This is a genomic window from Pseudomonas fluorescens (assembly GCF_001307275.1).
Taxonomy (GTDB): domain Bacteria; phylum Pseudomonadota; class Gammaproteobacteria; order Pseudomonadales; family Pseudomonadaceae; genus Aquipseudomonas; species Aquipseudomonas fluorescens_AA.
In genome coordinates this window covers 662,671-681,947 of record NZ_CP012831.1, presented here as the reverse complement: position 1 = coordinate 681,947, position 19,277 = coordinate 662,671, and the positions used below count along the sequence as shown (strand labels likewise).

The 19,277-nt window shown below is 60.7% G+C and carries 20 protein-coding genes; 7 read left to right on the top strand and 13 right to left on the bottom strand.

The window, feature by feature from the left end; all coding sequences use genetic code 11:
- Nucleotides 1–4: 4 nt before the first annotated feature.
- The 6 genes from AO356_RS03055 to AO356_RS03030 all read right to left on the bottom strand — a co-directional run bounded on the left by AO356_RS03055 (nt 5) and on the right by AO356_RS03030 (nt 7,247).
- Nucleotides 5–3,625: a transporter substrate-binding domain-containing protein gene (locus AO356_RS03055; RefSeq protein WP_060738529.1), complete on the bottom strand. Its 3,621-nt coding sequence runs from the start codon at nt 3,623–3,625 to the stop codon at nt 5–7.
- A 9-nt stretch (nt 3,626–3,634) separates the two neighbouring features.
- Nucleotides 3,635–4,261: a response regulator transcription factor gene (locus AO356_RS03050; RefSeq protein ID WP_042730435.1), complete on the bottom strand. Its 627-nt coding sequence runs from the start codon at nt 4,259–4,261 to the stop codon at nt 3,635–3,637.
- Nucleotides 4,262–4,753: 492 nt separating this feature from the next.
- Nucleotides 4,754–6,082, bottom strand: a complete 1,329-nt coding sequence (locus AO356_RS03045) for a deoxyguanosinetriphosphate triphosphohydrolase (protein ID WP_053183171.1) — start codon at nt 6,080–6,082, stop codon at nt 4,754–4,756.
- Nucleotides 6,083–6,208: 126 nt separating this feature from the next.
- Entirely contained in the window at nt 6,209–6,544 is a 336-nt protein-coding gene (locus AO356_RS03040; protein ID WP_060738528.1) for a hypothetical protein, read from the bottom strand.
- Entirely contained in the window at nt 6,541–6,930 is a 390-nt protein-coding gene (locus AO356_RS03035) for a phage holin family protein (protein ID WP_060738527.1), read from the bottom strand. The genes AO356_RS03040 and AO356_RS03035 overlap by 4 nt, the downstream gene beginning before the upstream one ends.
- Nucleotides 6,931–6,932: 2 nt before the next feature.
- The gene (locus AO356_RS03030) at nt 6,933–7,247 is read right to left on the bottom strand and encodes a DUF883 family protein (protein WP_060738526.1); all 315 of its coding nucleotides are present in this window, start codon (nt 7,245–7,247) and stop codon (nt 6,933–6,935) included.
- A 337-nt stretch (nt 7,248–7,584) separates the two neighbouring features.
- Here AO356_RS03030 and AO356_RS03025 point away from each other — a divergent pair, with 337 nt between their 5' ends.
- Nucleotides 7,585–8,793, top strand: a complete 1,209-nt coding sequence (locus tag AO356_RS03025; RefSeq protein WP_060738525.1) for an ammonium transporter — start codon at nt 7,585–7,587, stop codon at nt 8,791–8,793.
- Between the two features lie 29 nt (nt 8,794–8,822).
- On the opposite strand, the gene AO356_RS03020 is transcribed toward AO356_RS03025, so the two are convergent.
- Complete coding sequence (locus AO356_RS03020) at nt 8,823–10,535, bottom strand: cation:proton antiporter (RefSeq protein ID WP_060738524.1); 1,713 nt, start codon at nt 10,533–10,535, stop codon at nt 8,823–8,825.
- 189 nt (nt 10,536–10,724) lie between these two features.
- Here AO356_RS03020 and AO356_RS03015 point away from each other — a divergent pair, with 189 nt between their 5' ends.
- The 3 genes from AO356_RS03015 (at nt 10,725) to AO356_RS03005 (ending at nt 12,337) form a co-directional block, all read left to right on the top strand.
- Nucleotides 10,725–10,961: a glutaredoxin family protein gene (locus tag AO356_RS03015; protein ID WP_060738523.1), complete on the top strand. Its 237-nt coding sequence runs from the start codon at nt 10,725–10,727 to the stop codon at nt 10,959–10,961.
- Nucleotides 10,962–11,053: 92 nt separating this feature from the next.
- The gene (locus tag AO356_RS03010; protein WP_060738522.1) at nt 11,054–11,374 is read left to right on the top strand and encodes a hypothetical protein; all 321 of its coding nucleotides are present in this window, start codon (nt 11,054–11,056) and stop codon (nt 11,372–11,374) included.
- 72 nt (nt 11,375–11,446) lie between these two features.
- Entirely contained in the window at nt 11,447–12,337 is an 891-nt protein-coding gene (locus AO356_RS03005; RefSeq protein WP_060738521.1) for a pseudouridine synthase, read from the top strand.
- 77 nt (nt 12,338–12,414) lie between these two features.
- Here AO356_RS03005 and AO356_RS03000 read toward each other — a convergent pair whose 3' ends face one another.
- Nucleotides 12,415–12,636, bottom strand: a complete 222-nt coding sequence (locus AO356_RS03000) for a YgdI/YgdR family lipoprotein (protein WP_003199454.1) — start codon at nt 12,634–12,636, stop codon at nt 12,415–12,417.
- Between the two features lie 75 nt (nt 12,637–12,711).
- Nucleotides 12,712–13,314 carry a molybdenum cofactor guanylyltransferase MobA gene (gene mobA, locus AO356_RS02995; protein WP_060738520.1) on the bottom strand — a complete coding sequence of 201 codons (603 nt, stop codon included), beginning with the start codon at nt 13,312–13,314 and terminating at the stop codon, nt 12,712–12,714.
- Nucleotides 13,315–13,392: 78 nt separating this feature from the next.
- Between mobA and moaB the strand changes: the two genes are divergently transcribed.
- Nucleotides 13,393–13,932: a molybdenum cofactor biosynthesis protein B gene (gene moaB / locus AO356_RS02990; RefSeq protein WP_053120541.1), complete on the top strand. Its 540-nt coding sequence runs from the start codon at nt 13,393–13,395 to the stop codon at nt 13,930–13,932.
- A gap of 22 nt (nt 13,933–13,954) precedes the next feature.
- On the top strand, nt 13,955–15,142 hold the full coding sequence (glp, locus tag AO356_RS02985) for a gephyrin-like molybdotransferase Glp (protein ID WP_162491249.1): 1,188 nt from the start codon (nt 13,955–13,957) through the stop codon (nt 15,140–15,142).
- Nucleotides 15,143–15,200: 58 nt separating this feature from the next.
- Here glp and AO356_RS32955 read toward each other — a convergent pair whose 3' ends face one another.
- On the bottom strand, nt 15,201–15,509 hold the full coding sequence (locus AO356_RS32955) for a hypothetical protein (RefSeq protein WP_237140801.1): 309 nt from the start codon (nt 15,507–15,509) through the stop codon (nt 15,201–15,203).
- Between the two features lie 316 nt (nt 15,510–15,825).
- Between AO356_RS32955 and yegS the strand changes: the two genes are divergently transcribed.
- Nucleotides 15,826–16,743 (top strand): lipid kinase YegS, encoded by a 918-nt coding sequence (yegS, locus tag AO356_RS02975; protein ID WP_060738517.1) that lies wholly within the window; start codon nt 15,826–15,828, stop codon nt 16,741–16,743.
- Here yegS and AO356_RS02970 read toward each other — a convergent pair.
- From AO356_RS02970 to AO356_RS02960, 3 genes are all read right to left on the bottom strand, one after another.
- Nucleotides 16,727–17,386 carry a response regulator transcription factor gene (locus AO356_RS02970; protein ID WP_060738516.1) on the bottom strand — a complete coding sequence of 220 codons (660 nt, stop codon included), beginning with the start codon at nt 17,384–17,386 and terminating at the stop codon, nt 16,727–16,729. The genes yegS and AO356_RS02970 overlap by 17 nt on opposite strands.
- The gene (locus AO356_RS02965; RefSeq protein WP_060738515.1) at nt 17,383–18,276 is read right to left on the bottom strand and encodes a sensor histidine kinase; all 894 of its coding nucleotides are present in this window, start codon (nt 18,274–18,276) and stop codon (nt 17,383–17,385) included. The genes AO356_RS02970 and AO356_RS02965 overlap by 4 nt, the downstream gene beginning before the upstream one ends.
- Nucleotides 18,277–18,496: 220 nt before the next feature.
- Nucleotides 18,497–18,967: a hypothetical protein gene (locus tag AO356_RS02960; RefSeq protein ID WP_060738514.1), complete on the bottom strand. Its 471-nt coding sequence runs from the start codon at nt 18,965–18,967 to the stop codon at nt 18,497–18,499.
- Nucleotides 18,968–19,277 lie beyond the last annotated feature (310 nt).

The following is a 19,277-nucleotide window of genomic DNA, read 5'->3' as shown; positions in this document are numbered from 1 at the left end:
TGGATTATTTTGCCTTGGCGATCTCCGTTTCCAGGGCCCGCTCCAGTTCGCTCATGGCGCGGTCGAGGGCGTCGATGCAGGCGCTGATTCGTTCAGGGGCCTGTGCCGGATGACACGCCTGCTCCAGCGCCTCGCACCGCTGGATCAGCGTGGTCGCCTGGACGATGCGGGCGACGCCTTTTATCTTGTGCGCCGTTTCGGTCAGCGCTTGGCGGTTAGCGCCCTGGGCGACGTCGAGCAACTCCAGGCGGTCCGCGCGACAGCTGCTGAGTAACTCCGCCAGCAGGCGCCGGTTGGACGAAGGGTCGCCGCCGGTCAACGCCTGGAGACAGTGCACGCTGAAAGCCGTTGGGTGACCGACGGGTTTGACCGTCTTGATCCACTGGCTCAAGGCGCTCAGGCTGATCGGTTTGAACAGGCAGTCATCCATTCCGGCGTCCAGGCAGCGTTGTTTTTCCTCCGGTTGAGCATTGGCGGTGAACCCCAGGAGGGTGCAGGGTGGCCGTCGCTGTTCGGACTCATCGCGACGAATCGAGCGGGCCAGTTCGTAACCGCTCATGATGGGCATGTTGCAATCGGCGATGACCAGATCGAAATGGCCTTCCTGCCAGACCTCGAGCCCGTGGGCACCATCGTGGGCGACCCGGTAGTGATGGCCGAGGTATTCCAATTGCTGGGACATCAGCAGGCGGTTGGCGGGATGATCGTCCACGATCAGGACGTTCAAGGCGGCCTGGGCCGTTTCGATGACCGGTTCGAGTGGGAGGCTCACCGGCGCCGTCGACAGGACGGTCAGTTGCAGGTGGACCTGGACCTGGGTGCCGACACCGGGTTGGCTGCTCATGTGCAGGTTGCCGCCCATCATCCGGCACAGGTTGCGACTGATCACCAGCCCCAGCCCCGCGCCTTTGCGGGCCATTCGGCTGGTGTTATCGACCTGGGCAAACGGCTCGAACAAGCGTTGCAAGTCTGCCGGGCCGATACCGATGCCGCTGTCGTTGACCTCCAGATACATGTGCAGGACGTCGTCCTGTTCGGTTGGCGCTAGCCGGACCTTGACCACGACCTGGCCCTGCTCGGTAAATTTGAGGGCATTGCTGATCAGGTTCGACAGCACCTGCTTGAATCGCAAGGGGTCTATCAACACGTCGGGATTGCCCTCGGCGGCATCGAACTGCAGCGACAACGCCAGGTTTTTCTGCCGGGCCACACCCTCGAAGACCCGTATGACCGATTGCAGCAAAACCCTGAGGTTGACGCGTTCGGGGGCCAGGCTCAGATGGCCTGATTCGATACGGGCGATGTCCAGGATATCGCCGATCAGCTCGAGCATGCCGGAAGCCGACTCGTAGGCGACTGCGATGGTCGAGCGGTCCACGTGGCCCTTGTCGGCGTGTTTCAGGGCCAGCTCGAGCATGCCGATCACCGCGTTCATCGGGGTGCGGATTTCATGGCTCATGGTGGCCAGGAACGTGCTTTTGGCGCGGTTTGCGTCATCGGCCCGTTGCTTGGATGCGCGCAGTTCCTCGAACAGCTGCCGTCGTTCGCTGATGTCGATCCAGCCGCCGATGATGCCTTGCACTTGCGCGGCGGAGTTTCGGTAGGGAAGGATCCAGTGATAGATCGTCAGTTTCCGGTCGCCGATGTGCAGGGGACGGTCCACGATCAGCGCGGTGCCTTCGGCCATGACGCGCTGGTAGTCCGCCTGGTATTCCTGTGCTTCGAAGGCATTGCTCATGGAACCTGGCATCGAGTCCTTGCCGATGACGTCTTCGCGCCTGGCGTTGAACGTTTCCAGGTAACTGTCGTTGCAGCTCTGCAGGATGCCGTTGCGATCCCTCACGTAGATAGGGTGGGGGGTGCCATTGAGCAGCGAATGCATGAATTCGAGTTGATCGTTGAGGGCCAGTTCAGCCCGTTGACGTTGCCTGATCTGGCGCTGCATGTAGGCGTTCCATGTCAGGGAAAGCAGCAGCAACAGGCCGACGCCCGCGACGACCTGGAAGAATAGGCGGTTATACGTGCGCCAGGTGTGTTCCGAGGGCGAGACGTAACCGCGCCAGCGGTTGTTGATGATGCCCAGTTCGTCGGGGTCGATGCTGGTCAGGGCCTTGTCGAGGATGGCGTTCAACTCGCTGGCGTGTTTGGCCGTGGCCAGCGCGAACAGCGCCTGTTGGGTGCCTACCGTGCTGCTGATCTGCAACCTGTCCCGCCACGCCTGGGAGGAGATGAAGTAGTTGGCCATCACCTGCGAGTTCACGCTGCCGTCGACCTGGCCATGGGCGAGCATTTCCACGGCGCGCAAGGGGCCGTCCGTTTCGATGATCCGGATGTTCGGGTACTGGCTGCGTAGCCATTCAATGAGTGGGTTGCCCTTGGCGATCGCCAGGCTGGCGTGGCCGAACTGATCGAGCGTGGTGGGCGTGTCGGACGGCTTGCGGGTCAGCAGGACGAACGAGCTGTCGACGTAGGGGCGGCTGAATTTCAACTGGCGTTGCCGTTCACTGCTGGGCAACAGCGCGGCGATCATGTCGGCTTGATCGTTGAGGACCGCGGCAATCATTTCACTGTCGTTCTGGCGGCGCTGGATGTCCAGGCGCAGGCCGGTGCGCAGCCGGATCAGCTCCAGCAGGTCGGCGCTGATGCCGCGAAAATCGCCGTCCGGATCGAAGAAGGTGAAGGGGGCGGAGGTTTCGTTCACCACCACCCTGACCACCGGATGCCTGGCCAGCCAGCGTTGCTCGCGGTCGGTCAGTTGTACCCGGTGGTCCGTGAGGTACAGGTCGCTGCCTGCACTCCAGCGCTTGGCAATGGCCGTCTGTTCGGCGATGGGGATCTGGTTCAGCGTCGCGTTGATGACCTCCAGCAAGCGGGTATCGCCACGGCGTACGGCGAAACCGAAGCCATAGGATTCATGTTTGCCGAAGCTGGCCATGCGGATATTGCTCAAGTAACCCTTGCTGATCATGTAGTGGGTGGACAGGGTATCGCCGAGAAATACATCGGCCTGGCCAAAAGCGACGGCATTGATGGCGTTCTGGTAGGACGGATAGGTGGTGATGATTGCCTTGGGGTAGAGTTTTTCGATTTCCTGCAGCGGCAGGTAGTGATAGACCATGCTCAGCCGCAACCCCTTGAGGTCTTCATTCAGGGATCGGCTTTCATTCGTTCGGGTGACGAGAACGGGTTGGTCCACTGCGTACGGCGTCGAGAGCGCAATGTCGGGGTCGCGGGCCTCGAAACCGTTGGCGGTGCCAAGCATGTCGATTTGCCCGTCCTTGAGCGCCGCCATGGCTGCCTCACGGGAGGCGAAACGCAGGACTCTCATGGGCAAGCCGGTGGACTTGGCGAGAATGTCGGCATAGTCGGCGGTCAGGCCTTCGTAGTCGCGTCCGCTGGCAGACAGATCGAAGGGTGGGTAGTCCGGTGCGGAAGTGCCCAGGACCAGTTCCTGCCGGCTTTTTAGCCAGGCGCGGTGAACATCATCGAGCTTGATCTCGGCCTGAGCCATGGACGAGCGCCCCAGCAGCGTGTATTGCCCGGGCGCATCCGGTGTCGCCGCGAGCACTCCTGCATATAACGCTGCGCTGATCAGCAGGAGACATTCGGTTATGCGTCTGAGCATCCTGTTTTCTCACACCAGCGCGTTGCGCTTCGCCATTTCAATCAGCTCGACCAAGGACTTGACCTTGAGTTTCTGCATCAGGCGTTTTTTATAAGTGCTGACGGTTTTATTGCTGAGAAACATCCCCTTGGCTATTTCCTTGTTGGTTCGGCCCTGGGCAAAAAGTTGCAGTACCATCAGTTCCCGATCATTGACGCTTTTGAAAAGGTCCAGCTCTATACTGCGTGGATCATCCGGGCGTATCGGGTTCAGCGCCTGGCTGGGGAAATAGTTATAGCCGGACAATACCGCTTTGATCGCGCTGACAAGTTCGCTGAGGTCTTCCTGTTTGCAAACGTAACCAGAGGCACCGGATTGCATGCATCGGATACCGAAGAGCGTCGGCGACTGTGCCGTGAGCACCAGTGTCTTGAGCGGCGTGGTCATGGCGTTGAAGCGCGACAGAATTTCCAGCCCGTCAAGTTTGGGGATGCTGATGTCCAGGATAACCAGGTCTGGCATGCATTCGCGCACCATTTGCATCGCGTCGACGCCGTTGTCAGTTTCTCCTACGACCTTATAGCCCTCATGTTCCAGGAGCATGCGAACGGCGAGGCGGATGACCGGATGATCGTCGACAATGAAAACGGAGTTCATGAATAAATTACCCTGCGAACTTGAATAAAGCGCGCACCTTAGCCCACTTACAGCCAGGGCCGTACGAAGAGACGGGCATGCAACTTCAATTTCAGAAGTTTCCTACAAAAAAAGAGGCAAGATATTACGATGTAATCGGTTTTTTAGTAGGTGGATGACAATAAGAGGAGAAAGGTGTTGGCAGTGTGTGAAGGGATATTTCTTTGATTGTGTTGTTTGTGCAAACAAAGGAAACGTTCTAATCGAGGTTTGTGTAAGCCATACATTTATTTATCTACTTCAAACTCCTTGTGGATGGCACTACAAAAACCACATGCACCGCCAATCCCCTGTGGGGGTAAGGTGGCTGCACGATCCATATCCACCGCAATCCCTGTGGGAGCGAGCTTGCTCGCGATGGCGGTGGATCTGTGCGCATCGATGCTGGATGCGCCTGCGTCATCGCGAGCAAGCTCACTCCCACATTTTTTCGAGGTGCTGCAAAGGGTGCCTTTATTGGCGCGTGCGGCCTGTCATCTCCTGGGCCATTTCGCTGGCGTAGCTGTCGGTCATGCCGGCGATGAAGTCGATCATTCGCAGGAACGCGCCATGCAAAGGCCCATTGGGATCCGGCGCATTGTTCCCCAGCAGGTCGAGAATGCGGCGATTCTTGAACGAAGGCGTGCGGCCGCCGTGCTGTTCGAGGGCTGCGCCGCAAAAGCCGTTGAGCAGGATTTCCAACGTGGTGTAGGCGCCGATTTCATGCAGGGTCTTGCGTTTGTCCTGGAAGATTTTCCGGCGCGCCATGTCCTTGGCATTCAACACGCAACGTTTGGCCGGGCCGTGCATATGTTCCACCAGGTCCCCTGGCAGCGTGCCGGCAAGCAACGCTTCCTGCTGCTCGACAAACGCCCGGGCGGCGGCGTTGGTCAGGTGTTCGATGGCCTTGCCTCGCAGGATCGCCAGTTTGCGCCGCCGCGAGTCCAGCGGCCCCAGTTGCCGGTAGGTGTCCGGAAGATCGTCGCCCACCAGGTCCAGGAGCAGCGATTCCACCTGTGGGTACTCCAGAAGATCCATCTCCACGCCGTCTTCCAGGTCGATCAGCGCGTAGCAGATGTCATCGGCGGCTTCCATCAGGTACACCAGGGGGTGCCGTGCCCAACGTTGATCCTCGATCTGTGGCAAACCGAGCTTGTGGGCAATCTGCTCCAGCAGTGGCAGTTCGCTCTGGTAGCAACCGAACTTGTGCTTCTTGTAGCCCAGGGAATCGGCGTGGCGGGCGGTCCAGGGGTATTTCAGATACGTACCGAGGGTGGCATAGGTCAGCCGGGTGCCGCCGTCGAACTGATGGTATTCAAGCTGGGTGAGGACGCGGAAGCCTTGGGCGTTGCCTTCGAAATTGAGGAAATCGTTGCGCTCGGCTTCGCTCATCGCATCAAGCCAACCCCGTCCGGCTGCCTGCTGGAACCAATAGCGAATGGCATCCTCGCCGGAATGACCGAACGGCGGGTTGCCGATGTCGTGGGCCAGGCAAGCCGATTGCACCACCATGCCCAGGTCGCTGGGCTCGCACCAGTCGGGCAGGGCATTGCGGATGGTTTCTCCCACGCGCATGCCCAGGGAGCGCCCGACGCAACTGACTTCCAGGGAATGGGTCAGGCGCGTGTGGATGTGGTCATTGCTGGAAACCGGGTGCACTTGCGTCTTGCGCCCCAGGCGGCGGAAGGCACCGGAAAAGATGATGCGGTCGTGGTCCTTGTGGAAGGGGCTACGGCCCAGCTCTTGCGGGCTGTGCAGCGGTTTTCCGAGACGTTCGCGAGTCAGCAGGGTATGCCAATCCAAGGCCGGTTGCTCCGTTCGATGATGTCGATGCCCTAGCTTCCCGGTTCGTGGGTCGCCCTGCAAGGCCTATGGGCCTGCACGGACCTGATACGTAACCCTGTGGCGCTCGCCACAGGGTGTCGGTCGTCAGGGTTTGCGCAGGTCCTTGGCCAGCTTGACCAACGGCAGCAAAGTCGTCGCCAGACGGATCAGGCCTGTCAAGCCACCGCCACCGCCATGGCGGGTCCGTTTGCCGGTGAGGAAGCCGAGCAGGGACACCGCCGCCACGCCCCACAGTGGCGCATGCTTGATGCCGAAACCTTCGTGCCAGCTTTGCGTCAAGCCGCGCACCCGATGCAAGGGTTGCAGCAATTGGCGTGTCTCCTGACGGATTTCCTGGCGATGCATTTCCATGCGCAGGCGCACCAGTGCCTTGCGCATTTCCTGTCGTGTCCGGGCTTGGGGAATATCAGGCAGGCTCATGGCAGCAGGCGCTCCCGGTCATTGGCCAGTTCTTCGAGGGTGGCGTTGAAAGGAGAGGACTCGTCGTAGATCGCGGCCTTGAGCCGAAGACCGCAGAACAGGGCCGCCAGCAGGTAGAACAGGCACAGGCCGATAATGCCCGACAGGCGATAGGTGTCCCATACCAGGATCAGCACCAGCGCCGAAAGCCCGACCAACAGCAGCAAGCCGAACACCAGCGCAAGGCCGGCGAACAGCAGGAGGCTGACGGTGCGAGCCTTCTGTTCCTGCAACTCCATGCCGAACAATTCGACGTGGCTGTGCAGCAAGCCAAGAAATGCCGCGCCCAGGCGGCGCGCTGTGGGTTGTGTGCCCGCTTCGGACGAGCCGGATTCGTCGATACCCATGATCAGCGCCGTGTCGCCAACAGACCGATCAGAAAACCAACGCCCGCGGCAATGCCTACCGATTGCCAAGGGTTGGCCTGTACGTATTCCTCGGTGGCGACTACAGCAGCCTGGCCGCGTTCGCGCATGGAGTCTTCGGTCAGCTTGAGTGTTTCGCGGGCGCGCAGGAGGGTTTCGTGGATCTGGCCGCGCAGCGCATCGGCCTGATCGCCTGCCAGCGTCGCGGTGTGATCGAGCAAGCGCTCCGTGTCGCTGACCAGCGTCTGAAAATCTTCCATCAGGATTTCTTGAGCAGTCTTTGCCTGGGTTCTGGCCATGGGTGAATCTCCGTAAGTGACGTCTGAAGCGTTCGAGTATGAGCCTTGCCGGAAGGTTCAGTGCAAGTGACTGGTACAACTTTTGCTCAGGCTTCTGCCATGTACTGGTGCGTCAGCCTGTGCCAGTGCGCTGAAGCTGGGCGAAAGCCCGTAAAACCTTAACCAAATAATCAAAACCCGCGAAGCACCTCGAAGCGGGACTTCGTTTTGCCCGATCTACGCACCAAAGCAGTTCAATGGCCTGTTTGTGGTCAATGAGTCGTTTCAACTTGGTGCGTCCGTGGGGCGAGCGAACCGGTTTGGTGCTTTTTTCAACTTTTTCAGGTCTGCCAACACCATGGAAAATATGCAAAGTGCCGTGGACAGTCTGGTCCACAGCTCCAATACGCTGTTCATCCTGCTCGGCGCAGTCATGGTCCTGGCCATGCATGCCGGATTCGCGTTCCTTGAAGTGGGAACGGTCCGGCAGAAGAACCAGGTCAATGCGCTGTCGAAAATCCTCAGCGATTTCGCGGTCTCGACCCTGGCCTATTTCTTTGTCGGTTACTGGATTTCCTACGGCGTGACCTTCCTGCAGCCGGCGGCGGTACTCAGCACCGATCATGGCTACAGCCTGGTGAAGTTCTTCTTCCTGCTGACCTTTGCCGCCGCGATCCCGGCCATCATTTCCGGCGGTATAGCCGAGCGTGCACGGTTCGCCCCGCAGTTGTGCGCCACGGTGTTGATCGTGGCGTTTGTCTACCCGTTTTTCGAAGGCTTGGTCTGGAACGGCAATTTTGGCTTGCAGGCTTGGCTGCAAGCTCGGTTCGGCGCCAGTTTCCATGACTTCGCCGGTTCCGTGGTGGTGCACGCCATGGGCGGCTGGCTGGCGTTGGCCGCAGTGCTGTTGCTCGGGCCGCGTAATGGCCGCTACCGGGATGGTCGCCTGGTGGCGTTCGCGCCTTCGAGCATTCCATTCCTGGCCTTGGGCTCGTGGATCCTGATTGTCGGCTGGTTCGGTTTCAACGTGATGAGTGCCCAGACCCTGCCTGGGGTGAGCGGGCTGGTGGCGGTCAATTCGTTGATGGCCATGGTGGGCGGTACCGTGGCGGCATTGATTGTCGGGCGCAATGACCCAGGCTTCCTGCACAACGGCCCGCTGGCCGGGTTGGTGGCGGTCTGTGCCGGTTCCGACCTGATGCACCCGGTGGGGGCGCTGGCCACCGGTGCCATTGCCGGTGCCTTGTTTGTCTGGTGCTTCACGGCGGCCCAAGGCAAGTGGAAGATCGACGACGTGCTCGGCGTCTGGCCGCTGCACGGGTTGTGCGGGGTCTGGGGTGGCATTGCCTGTGGCATCTTTGGCCAGGCTGCCCTGGGCGGCCTGGGTGGGGTCAGCCTGATCAGCCAGTTGATCGGCACGGCGCTGGGTGTTGTCGTCGCCCTGGCCGGTGGGTTCACGGTCTATGGCGCGATCAAGGCCGTGCTGGGGCTGCGCCTGACCCAGGAAGAAGAGTATTACGGCGCCGACCTGTCGATTCACAAGATTGGCGCGGTCAGCCAGGACTGATCGTTGCACAGTATTTGTGATACAGGACACTAGGGCTCCTTGTCCTGGTTGCCAGGGTAAAAACCGTGGAGCAGGCGATAACGGTCGTGACGGACCTGATCCACATGATGCCGGACTTGTTGTTCGGGCAGGCCGAGCATGATCAGGGCATGGGACGCCAGCATCAGGCTCGATTCCAACAGTTCCGGGACCACTTCGCTGGCCCCGGCGGCCTGCAACTCGGCCAATTGGCTGTCGTCGCGGGTGCGCACCAGGATCGGTACCTGTTGGTTGACCCGCCGGGCCGCCTTGAGCACGGTGATGGCGATGTCGGTCTTGTCCACCGCGATCACCAATAGCCTGGCGCGGCTCAAGCCAACGGCGGCGAGCAGGTCACCCCGTCGCGAATCGCCGTAATGCACGCAGTTTTCCCCGACGGTGGCTTCCTGGATGATCACCGGGTCGTCATCCAGGGCGACGAACGCCTGGCCTTCGCGGCGCAGGAAGCGCCCGATGGACTGGCCGACGCGCCCGTAGCCGCAAATCACCACGTGATCCGACAAGCCGGCATTGAGTGCGCTGATCTGGTCCAGTTGCGCCTCTTCGTTGGGTTTGCGATGCAGGCGCGCGGCGATGCGCGGCGCCGCACGCAGCAACAGCGGCGTCAGCAGCATCGAGCAGAATGTCGCGGCCAGCAGCAGGCCGCTGATGTCGGCGGGCATGAGACTGTTCTGTTGCATCAGCGCCATCAAGGCAAAACAGAATTCGCCGCCCTGGGCCAGGGCCAGGCCGCTGCGCCAGGCGGTTTCTCCATCACTGCCGCGCCATTTCACCAGGGTGGCGACCACGCAGCCCTTGAGGAGCATCAAGCCGAGGGTCAATCCCAGGATCAAAAGGCCGTCATCGAGGAACATTTGCAGATCGATCAGCATGCCGATGCTGACGAAAAACAGCCCCAGCAGGATGTCGCGGAATGGGCGTATGTCGGCTTCGATCTGATGCCGGTAGTGGCTTTCCCCCAGCAACATGCCCGCCAGGAATGCCCCCAGGGCCGGCGACAAACCGAGCAAGTGGGTCAGCCATGCCGTCAGCAGCACGATCACCAGGGCCAGCAGCACGAACAGTTCTGCGGACCGGGACGCCGCCACCTCATGGAACAGCCGGGGCAACAGCAGCCGGCTGGCCAGCAGCAGGCCACCGAACAACACCAGCGTCTTGCCCAGGGTCAGCGGTAGCGCCCAGTACCACGGGTGCTCGCTGCTGCCGGCGAAGACCGGCACCAGGGTCAACAGCAGCACCGCGACGACGTCCTGGAACAACAACACGCCAATGGCGTTCTGGCCGTGGCTGCTGAAGATCTCGCCCAGGCTGGTCAACTCCTTGCTGACAATGGCGGTGGAGGACAAGGCCAGCCCCGCCCCGAGCAGCAGCGCGGCGATCACCGGCGCGCCGCACACGGCCAGCAATCCCGCCAGCAGCGCCCCCGAACACAACACCTGCAGGCTGCCGAGGCCGAACACGACCCGGCGCAGTTCGAGCATTTTCGACAGGGAAAACTCCAGCCCCAACGAGAACAACAGGAACACCACCCCGAGCTCGGCCAGGTCTGGCAGTTCTTCGCTGTCGTTGACCCAGTCCAGCGCGGTAGGCCCGACCGCCAGCCCGACACAGAGATAACCCAGTACGGGCGGCAGGCGCAGCCGCCTGAAGAGGGCGATGACCACCAGGGACGAGGCAAGGATGATCAGCAGGTTGGCAAACAAGGGGAACTCCGTTTCAAGGCTACAACGCACAGCGTAGAGGGGAAAACGTGACCAGCGTCGCTGGAAAAGCATTTATGTTCAGTGATTTGCATCAGCGTTTTACCGAAACACCCGGAAGCGAGCCAGCGACTCGACGGTTTTCCGAGGCGGGCCTAGAATGACCGTCTATCTTTTTTGGGTCTACCCGCCATGCTTCCTGAATGCCAGTTGTTCGGCACCCTGGGGTGTCATCTTTGTGAGGTCGCCGAAGCTGAACTGATACCTTTCGTCGAACATGGATTGTTGGTGGAGCTGGTGGATATTTCGGAACGTCAAGCCTGGGTGGACGATTATGGCCTGCGTATCCCCGTGCTGCGCAGGCTGGATACCGGTGCCGAGCTGGACTGGCCCTTCGAGGCCGAACAGATCGTGACCTTCCTCCGTTGAACGGTTCGTCCTTCGGTTCCCAAGACAGCGGTTGGCGAAAGTAGCGAGCTTCGGTTACTGTATGTTCATACAGCTATCTGGAGTGCACCCCCTTGGTCAATGTCGAACAACTGAAAAGCAGCGTAAACAGGATGTCCGCGGACGTTGTGCGTGAGGCGGTCCTGGAGCTGCGCCTGGATGGCCTGGTGACCGAAGGCAAGACGCCTTTCAATAAACTGCATTTCAACACCTGTTTCGCCGAGATCGAAGCGTTGTTCCAGCGTGCCGGCTATCACAAACAGTTGGATGTGGTGGGTTACCAGGGTTTGCTGTATGCGCTGTACGATCCAGGCCGCTGGGAGGCGGTGGACGTGCTGCGCTGGTTGAAGGAGTTCACCGAAGCGGCGGCCAAATCGACGTCGGTCACGGCGTAAAGCAATCATCGCTGGGCTGACCGGTGTGACTGTCGGATAATGCCGCCCTGCAAAAACGCCTGAGAGTTTTCAATGTCCGGTTCACCGTTTTCCGCCGCTGATCATCAGGCCAGTACGCTGTATCTGCCGCCCGGTTCCTGGCCGACGGTGCTGGAGTGCCTGTGCGAGCATTTCAGCGCCATCAGTCGCGAGCAGTGGCTGGACCGGATCGCCCGGGGCAGGGTATTGGACGGGGAGGGCAAGGCCATCCATGTCGACTTGCCGTACCGCGAAGGCCTGCGCATCCACTATTTTCGTGAAGTACCCGACGAGAAGCCGATCCCGGTGGTGGAGTCGATCCTGTACGCCGACGAACATCTGGTGGTGGCAGACAAACCGCATTTTCTGCCTGTCACTCCGGCGGGCGAATACGTCGAGCAAACCTTGTTGCGGAGGCTGATCCGGCGGCTGGACAACCCGCATCTGGTGCCCCTGCACCGCATCGACCGGCACACAGCCGGGCTGGTGTTGTTTTCCGCCAATCCGCACACCCGTTCGGCGTATCAGTCGTTATTCCCGACGCGGCAGATCGAGAAGCGCTACCAGGCCATTGCCCGCGCGTTGCCTGGGCTGACCTTCCCCCGGGTGCATAGAAGTCGGATGATCGATGGTGAGCCGTTCTTTCGGATGCAGGAAGGCCCTGGCGAGCCCAATACCGAAACGGCCATCGAAGTCCTGGAAAGGCACGGTGACCTGTGGCGCTACGGGTTGTCTCCGGTCACGGGCAAGAAACACCAGTTGCGGGTGCATATGAATGCCCTGGGAGCGGGCATCTGCAACGATCCGTTTTACCCTGACGTGCTTCGGGACGCCGAGGACGACTACGCCAACCCGCTCAAGCTACTGGCACAGGGGCTGCGTTTCATCGACCCGGTCACTGGCCAGGAGCGTGTATTCCAGAGCGAGATTACATTGCAGTGGTAGTGCCCATGGTTTTCGACCAGGCATAAAAAAGCCCGCAAATGCTGCGGGCTTTTCGTATCTGGCGGTAGCGTTGAAGATTACAGGTCTTTAACGGTACGAACCTGATCCTTGTTCACGCGAGTCTGCTTGCCATCCAGTTGCTCGAATTCGTAGAAGCCGCTTTCTTCATCGTAATGAGGGGTATCGACGGCCTGGATTTCGCGACCGTCATTCAAGGTGATCACTGTTGGCGAAGCGCACCCGGCAAGGGTGGCGAGGCCCAGAGCGAGCATGAACGTGGCGAGGGTCCGTTGTGTCATGGTGTTTCTCCGAAATGGATTCTTCAAGTTACTGACCTTCAGACGTATACATTGCGCGCAAGTTCCTGGCTAGTGTCAATCTGACACGCCTTTATGTCGGACCAGTAACTCCGGGGTGTTCAGATTGGCCAGCCGCGGATCGTCGGCGGGGCATTGCAAGGCAACGGCGTGCAGCGCGCGCATAACCCGACCGGGGCTGCGCTCGCCTTCGCTCCAGGCTTTTTCGAAGCTCGTTGCCAGGGCCAACGGGATGACACACAGCAGCGGTTCCCAATGCTCGCCGTGCCGCACCATCAATGGCTGATCGGGGTGCTGGCTGGCCGTCCTGCGCATGTTGTCGAGCAGGCTGGCGTCGACCTGCGGCACGTCGCACGGCAGCACCAGCAAATACGGGTGCCTCGCAGCCTTGAGACCTGCCCGGATGCCCGCCAGTGGCCCGGGAAAGTCACCTTCCTCGTCATGCACCAACTGATCGGCATACGCTGCATAACGTTGCGCATTACGGTTGCAGGAAATGATCAGGTCATCGCTCATGGCGCGAGTCTGGCGATGGATATGGGCAATCAGCGGTTCGCCTTGCCAGTGCACCAGGCCTTTGTCCTGTCCGCCCATGCGTTGCCCGCGGCCACCCGCCAAGAGCAGAATGGAGCAGGATGGCAGCGGCGTAATCGAGGTCATGGCGTGTCTCCGCACGGGCGAAAAAATGAAGCGCTGTGATATAACACCGGGCTGTTTCCTCTACAACTGGACGAGCCTATGAAAGCCAAGGCTGATGTACCTTTCGTGCCGCTCAATATCGCGGTGCTGACAGTCAGTGACACCCGTACCCTGGAAACCGATACGTCCGGGCAGGTCTTCGTCGATCGGCTCACGGCGGCTGGCCACAACCTGGCGGCGCGGGTCCTGCTCAAAGATGATTTGTACAAGATCCGGGCGCAAGTCGCGACCTGGATTGCCGAAGACGTGGTGCAAGTGGTGCTGATCACTGGCGGCACCGGTTTCACGGGGCGTGACAGCACGCCGGAAGCCGTCACGTGTCTGCTGGACAAGCAGGTCGATGGGTTTGGCGAGTTGTTCCGGCAAATATCAGTGGCCGACATCGGCACTTCCACTGTGCAGTCCCGCGCGCTGGCGGGCCTGGCCAATGGCACGCTGGTATGTTGCCTGCCGGGGTCGACCAATGCGGTGCGTACCGGATGGGATGGGATCCTGGCCGAACAATTGGATGTGCGGCATCGTCCGTGCAACTTCGTGGCCCATTTGAAACAGGCAGCCCCTTGTGAATCCCGTGGGTAAACCGGGCAAGGCCGGCGCCTTGATGGCCGTTGAGGTGGCGTTGGAGCGGCTGCTCGAGATGGCGGCGGCCACACCGATTGTTCAGCGCGAACATTTGCCTTTGGCCGCGGCGTCAGGGCGAGTGCTCGCCGAGGACCTGGTATCGACCCTTGATTTGCCGCCATGGCCCAACAGCGCCATGGATGGCTATGCCTTGCGGCTGGCGGACTGGAATGGCGAGCCGTTGGTGGTCAGCCAGCGGATTTTCGCCGGCCAGGCTCCGGAGCCGTTGGCCGTTGGTACCTGCGCGCGGATCTTCACGGGGGCGCCAGTCCCTGCCGGAGCCGATTGCGTCGAGATGCAGGAAAACGCCGTGGTTGAAAGCGACCAGCGGGTGCGGTTTACCGAGCCCATGGTCAGTGGGCAGAACATTCGTCCCCAGGGACAGGAGACCACCGTTGGCGAGCAAGTCCTTTCTGCCGGGACTCGCCTGGGGCCGATCGAGCTGGGCTTGGCGGCATCCTTGGGCTGTGCATCGCTGGAGGTGGTGCGCAAGGCACGCGTCGCCGTCCTGTCCACGGGCGATGAACTGGTCGAGCCCGGTCAGGCGTTGGGTCCTGGCCAGATCTACAACAGCAACCGCGTGCTGTTGTGTGGCTGGCTGCAACGCATGGGCTGTGAAGTGGTTGACGCGGGTATCCTGCCCGACGATTTGTCGGCCACCCGCGAGCGCCTGGCACAGTTATCGGATGTCGATCTGATCCTGTCCACCGGGGGGGTATCGGTGGGAGAGGCGGACTTCCTGGGGATCGCCTTGCGCGAGGACGGCGAGCTGGCGCTGTGGAAACTCGCCATCAAACCGGGTAAGCCGCTGACGTTCGGGCATTACCGTGGCGTGCCGGTCATAGGCCTGCCTGGAAACCCCGCTTCGACCCTCGTGACGTTTGCCCTGCTGGCAAGGCCTTACCTATTGAGACGCCAAGGCGTTCAGTCGGTGGCGCCACTCAAGTTCAAGGTGCCGGCCGGTTTCGCCTGGCCAAAGGCGGGCAGTCGCCGAGAATACCTGCGAGGCCGTATGGAGAATGGTCGAGCGATCATCTACCGAAACCAGAGCTCGGGTGTTCTGCGCAGCGCGGCCTGGGCCGATGGGTTGGTCGAGGTGCTCGAAGGGCAGACGCTGGTGGAGGGCAACGAAGTGGGCTTCATTCCCTTGAGCGAAATCCTGGGCTAGCACCTGGCAGGTGTTCTCCGGCCCGGGTTGGACGTCCGGGCCTTTGCGCGCCTCACCTTTACCGCGTGAGCAGCGTCACCAACTGATCGAATCGATTGTTGGCAATCCAGCCCAGCAAACCGAGCACCACCGCCGCGGCGCCAGCCGAATAGGCCAGCCTGTGGCGGATCACCTTGACGTCGGTGCGTATTTCATCCATGTCTTTGCGGATGTATTTGAGGTGGGTTTCCAGTTCAACGACGCGCGGTTCCAAATCAATTCCTCCAACGGGATTACTGCAACTTTTGCATTCGTTTCGAGTATCGGCCCGCCCGCTTCCAAAGGACGCGAGCGGCCGGGGCGACAGCTTGTATTCACGGTTATGCATGGGACGGTCCATCCCCTTGGCCATAACTGTTCGAGCGACTGATCCGGCCCCTGCGGGCCGTGACGTATCCATCCATGGGAGAATGCTTCCTTGTGTGATGAGGGTTTAAGCGATCCAGCAAAACATGAAGCCAAGGTGTCTCAATACCGCTAGAGGGTCAATTGAGCTGATTCGCCAGATCTTGTAAGAAAACTCTTCGAATCAGGGCGTGTCGATCGGACCAGTCGTCCTGCTCGTTTAATAAATTGAGACGCGCCGGGCTTTTTCGCGCCAATGAGCGGTCCCATGCCTGAACCTTCCAATGACGGAGACCACGATGAGCAAAGGCAAGGCGCTGTTGATTCTGCATGGCAAGCAAGCGCTCAACGAAGAGGTTCGCTCGGCAGTGATGCTCAAGCGCGAACAGGGCTGGGAGCTGGCGGTACGGTTGACCTGGGAAGCCGGTGATGCCCAGCGATGTGTCGATGAAGCCCTGGATGCCGGTTATACGCGACTGATCGCCGGCGGCGGTGATGGAACCTTGCGTGATATCGCCGAGGCGATCGTCCACAAGTCCAGCGATGCCAGCCTGGTACTGCTGCCGCTGGGCACGGCCAATGATTTCGCCCGGGCGGCGGGTGTTCCGTTGGAACCCGCGCAGGCCCTGGATCTATTGGACGTTGCGCCCCAGGCCGTTGATGTGGGTGACGTCGGTGGGCGGATTTTCCTGAACATGGCCACTGGCGGTTTTGGCAGCCAGGTGACGGCGAACACCTCCGAGGATCTCAAGAAGGTCTTGGGTGGCGCCGCCTACCTGTTCACGGGCCTGTCCCGATTCAGTGAACTGAGTACCGCCTATGGTGAGTTGCAGGGCCCCGATTTTTACTGGCAGGGCGATTTGCTCGCGCTGGGCATCGGTAATGGCCGGCAGGCGGGGGGAGGCCATGTGCTGTGCCCGCAAGCGTTGGCTGATGATGGGTTGCTGGACATCAGCATCCTGCCGGCGCCCCAGGAAGTGGTCAGTACGTTGAAGGACTTGCTGGCAGGCGGCCTGGGCATCGACAACATGTTTGTCCGCGCGCGCTTGCCATGGGTGGAAATCAAGGTCGCGCAAGGCCTGGACATCAACCTCGATGGCGAACCGTTGCAGGTCGACACCCTGCGCTTCACTGTCCGCCCGAAGGCGCTGCGGCTGCACCTGCCGTCCGATTCGCCGCTGTTGGGCGGCGCGACGGCGCTCAGTCATCCAGGCTGATGATTTGCTCGCGCACCGCGAACAGCACAAGGCCGGCCACGTCATGGATCTGCAAGCGCTTCATGACTTGCGCCCGGTGGGTTTCCACGGTCTTGACGCTCAGGTTCAGCCCATTGGCAATTTCCCGAGTGGACTTGCCGCGCACGATCAGCCGCAGGATTTCCAGCTGGCGTGCCGTCAGGTTATGGGCCTGGGCAGGGTCCGGCTGGTGTTTCTGGACGCGGGTCAGCGCCTGGTTGATCACCGTGTGGGCGATGGCCGGGCTCAGGTAGCGTTCGTCATTGCGCAACGCTTCCAGGGCGTGTTTCAGCTCGGTGGCGGTGGTGTCCTTGAGCAGGTAGCCATGGGCGCCTGATTCCAGCGCCTGCATGATCAGCGCAGGATCCGTATGCATCGACAGGATCAGCACCTTGCTGTGGGGGCGCACCCGCTTGAGCTGTTGCAAGGCATCCAGGCCGCTGGTGTCCTTCATGGAAATGTCCAGCAGCACGATGTCGGGGTTCAGTCGTTCTACCAGTTCCACCAATTGTGTGCCGTCATTGGCTTCGCCGATCACGGCATAGTCCGGGATATCCATGACCAGAGCTCGTACGCCGGCCCTGATCAGGGAGTGGTCATCTACCAGGAGCAAATTACAAATCAAAGGAGAACCTTATTCTTACTGGCTCGCTCCAGGGCACGCGGCGCCCAGGGAAAGCGTGCTTCGATGTGCGTGCCTTTGCCGGCCTCGCTCACGACCTTGAGGGTGCCGCCCAATTGTTCGACCCGCTCCAACATGCCGGCCATGCCCCGTTGACCTTCGCGAGCGGGGTGGCTGGCCGGGACAAATCCCTGGCCGTCGTCGCTGATCAGCAGGGTCAGGCCGTCGGGCTGGCGTTGCAGGCGTACCAGCAGATTCGTCGCCCGGGCATGGCGCAAGATATTGGTGATCGCTTCCTGGGTGATCCGGAACACCGCGACTGACATCTCCTCCGGGATACCGGTCATGCGCTGCTGGCAATCGAGGCTCCACTTCAGCGGGGCGTTGGCCAGGGTCTTGAGCAGGTGCGCCCGCAGGCTGGCCTCAAGCCCGAGGCTGGTCAGCTCCCTGGGGTTGAGGATCGCCGATACGTCGCGGACCTTGTTGAGGGTTTCGTCCAGGGTTTCGCACAGGAGTGCGCACTGACCTTGCAATTCTTCCGGCATCCGCCGCTTGAGCCATTCGCCTTGCAGTTTCGCCGCGGTCAGCAATTGGCCAATGTCGTCGTGCAATTCGCGGCTGAGCCGATGGCGCTCATTCTCCTGGACCTCGAGCAACCGCTCGGCCAGCTCCTGGGGCTGGAACTTGATGGACTTGCGCGACAATCGATGGTGGATCCAGACACAGCTCAAGGCCGCGACATTCACGGCCAGCAGGCCCAGCGGCACCGTGTGGGCGTACAGGTAGGTCAGCAGGCAGCCGAGGGTCGAGCACATGCACAATAATAATGTGAAGCGACGGGCGTTTTCTCGGGAGGGAGGCCAGGTGATGAATGACTTGAGGCTGGCGTGCATAGCGGATGGAGCCAATGAATGTTCGCTGCGGGCAGGCCGGTCAGCGCATCTGACAGGCCGGGTCGGGTAAACGTTTCAAGTCGAAGGCAGCTTCGGTTGGCGGCTATTACGGCGCTGCCTGGAAGTGGCTGACGCGGGAGATAGTACCACTTCGCCTATCGTTGGTCGCGCTCGGCATGGTGCCGTGAGAGCACTGGGGAGCAGGCGCATTGCCATCGTGTCAGGCTTGTTTCTGGGGATAAGACACCAGCGCCAGTGGACGTGACGCGGCCAATGCCTGGTCGGGACTCTGGCCGACCTGGAAAGCGAATGCCTCGATCAAGGACGTTTGTTCGCTGTTGTCCAGGCTCAACTGGCCGGTGGTGTGGTCGACCAGTTCCAATTGCCAGGCCATCAGGGTGAAGCAATCCTTCAAGGCATCCAGGGCCTGGTCATGCAATTCCATGTGGTTTTGCGCATGACTGAGCAAGCCATGGATATGCAGGGAAAACTCCGAAACGGCTTCCAGCGCCAGGGCATTGGTCTTGTTTGCCAGTTTCAGCAAGGTGCTGAGCATGCAATCGATGGCGTCCTTGTCATTGTTGATCAATTGCAGATGGCTCAGGCATTCCTCCGACTTGGCCAGCAGTGTCTCGGCCTCGATCAGAAGTTCGGGAAGACGTTGACTCCAGTTCCTACGATCGTTCGGCATGCTTATCTCCACAACATCATGTCAGGCGAAAGGAAACCGCGTATGGCGAACGGCTGGATCTCAAGGTCGACCGCGGACGGACGCGCGAATACACGCCCGTGCCGTTCAGCGAAGGTGAATTCGTAAACGATTGCACGGGTGGGATCGGCCGAAAGGCTGCAGGTCCGATGTCCTGTGGTCGCGCACAAAAGCCTGACTCCGTTCAGCAATGAGAATGGCGTCACATTAATGGCTATTGGATAACGGGAATATCAGGTTGGACCTGATTGTGCCTAGGGGAATCCCTTAGACAGGGGAACTTAGTGCGCAA

Coding starts and splice junctions, on each gene's coding strand:
- yegS (WP_060738517.1), top strand. CDS start 15,826: ATGAGCAAAGGCAAGGCGCTGTTGATTCTGCATGGCAAGCAAGCGCTC.
- AO356_RS03050 (WP_042730435.1), bottom strand. CDS start 4,261: ATGAACTCCGTTTTCATTGTCGACGATCATCCGGTCATCCGCCTCGCC.
- AO356_RS03040 (WP_060738528.1), bottom strand. CDS start 6,544: ATGAGCCTGCCTGATATTCCCCAAGCCCGGACACGACAGGAAATGCGC.
- AO356_RS02960 (WP_060738514.1), bottom strand. CDS start 18,967: ATGCCGAACGATCGTAGGAACTGGAGTCAACGTCTTCCCGAACTTCTG.
- AO356_RS03055 (WP_060738529.1), bottom strand. CDS start 3,625: ATGCTCAGACGCATAACCGAATGTCTCCTGCTGATCAGCGCAGCGTTA.
- glp (WP_162491249.1), top strand. CDS start 13,955: ATGGCCGTTGAGGTGGCGTTGGAGCGGCTGCTCGAGATGGCGGCGGCC.
- AO356_RS02965 (WP_060738515.1), bottom strand. CDS start 18,276: ATGCACGCCAGCCTCAAGTCATTCATCACCTGGCCTCCCTCCCGAGAA.
- AO356_RS03005 (WP_060738521.1), top strand. CDS start 11,447: ATGTCCGGTTCACCGTTTTCCGCCGCTGATCATCAGGCCAGTACGCTG.
- moaB (WP_053120541.1), top strand. CDS start 13,393: ATGAAAGCCAAGGCTGATGTACCTTTCGTGCCGCTCAATATCGCGGTG.
- AO356_RS03035 (WP_060738527.1), bottom strand. CDS start 6,930: ATGGGTATCGACGAATCCGGCTCGTCCGAAGCGGGCACACAACCCACA.
- AO356_RS03025 (WP_060738525.1), top strand. CDS start 7,585: ATGGAAAATATGCAAAGTGCCGTGGACAGTCTGGTCCACAGCTCCAAT.
- AO356_RS03030 (WP_060738526.1), bottom strand. CDS start 7,247: ATGGCCAGAACCCAGGCAAAGACTGCTCAAGAAATCCTGATGGAAGAT.
- mobA (WP_060738520.1), bottom strand. CDS start 13,314: ATGACCTCGATTACGCCGCTGCCATCCTGCTCCATTCTGCTCTTGGCG.
- AO356_RS03015 (WP_060738523.1), top strand. CDS start 10,725: ATGCTTCCTGAATGCCAGTTGTTCGGCACCCTGGGGTGTCATCTTTGT.
- AO356_RS32955 (WP_237140801.1), bottom strand. CDS start 15,509: ATGCATAACCGTGAATACAAGCTGTCGCCCCGGCCGCTCGCGTCCTTT.
- AO356_RS03000 (WP_003199454.1), bottom strand. CDS start 12,636: ATGACACAACGGACCCTCGCCACGTTCATGCTCGCTCTGGGCCTCGCC.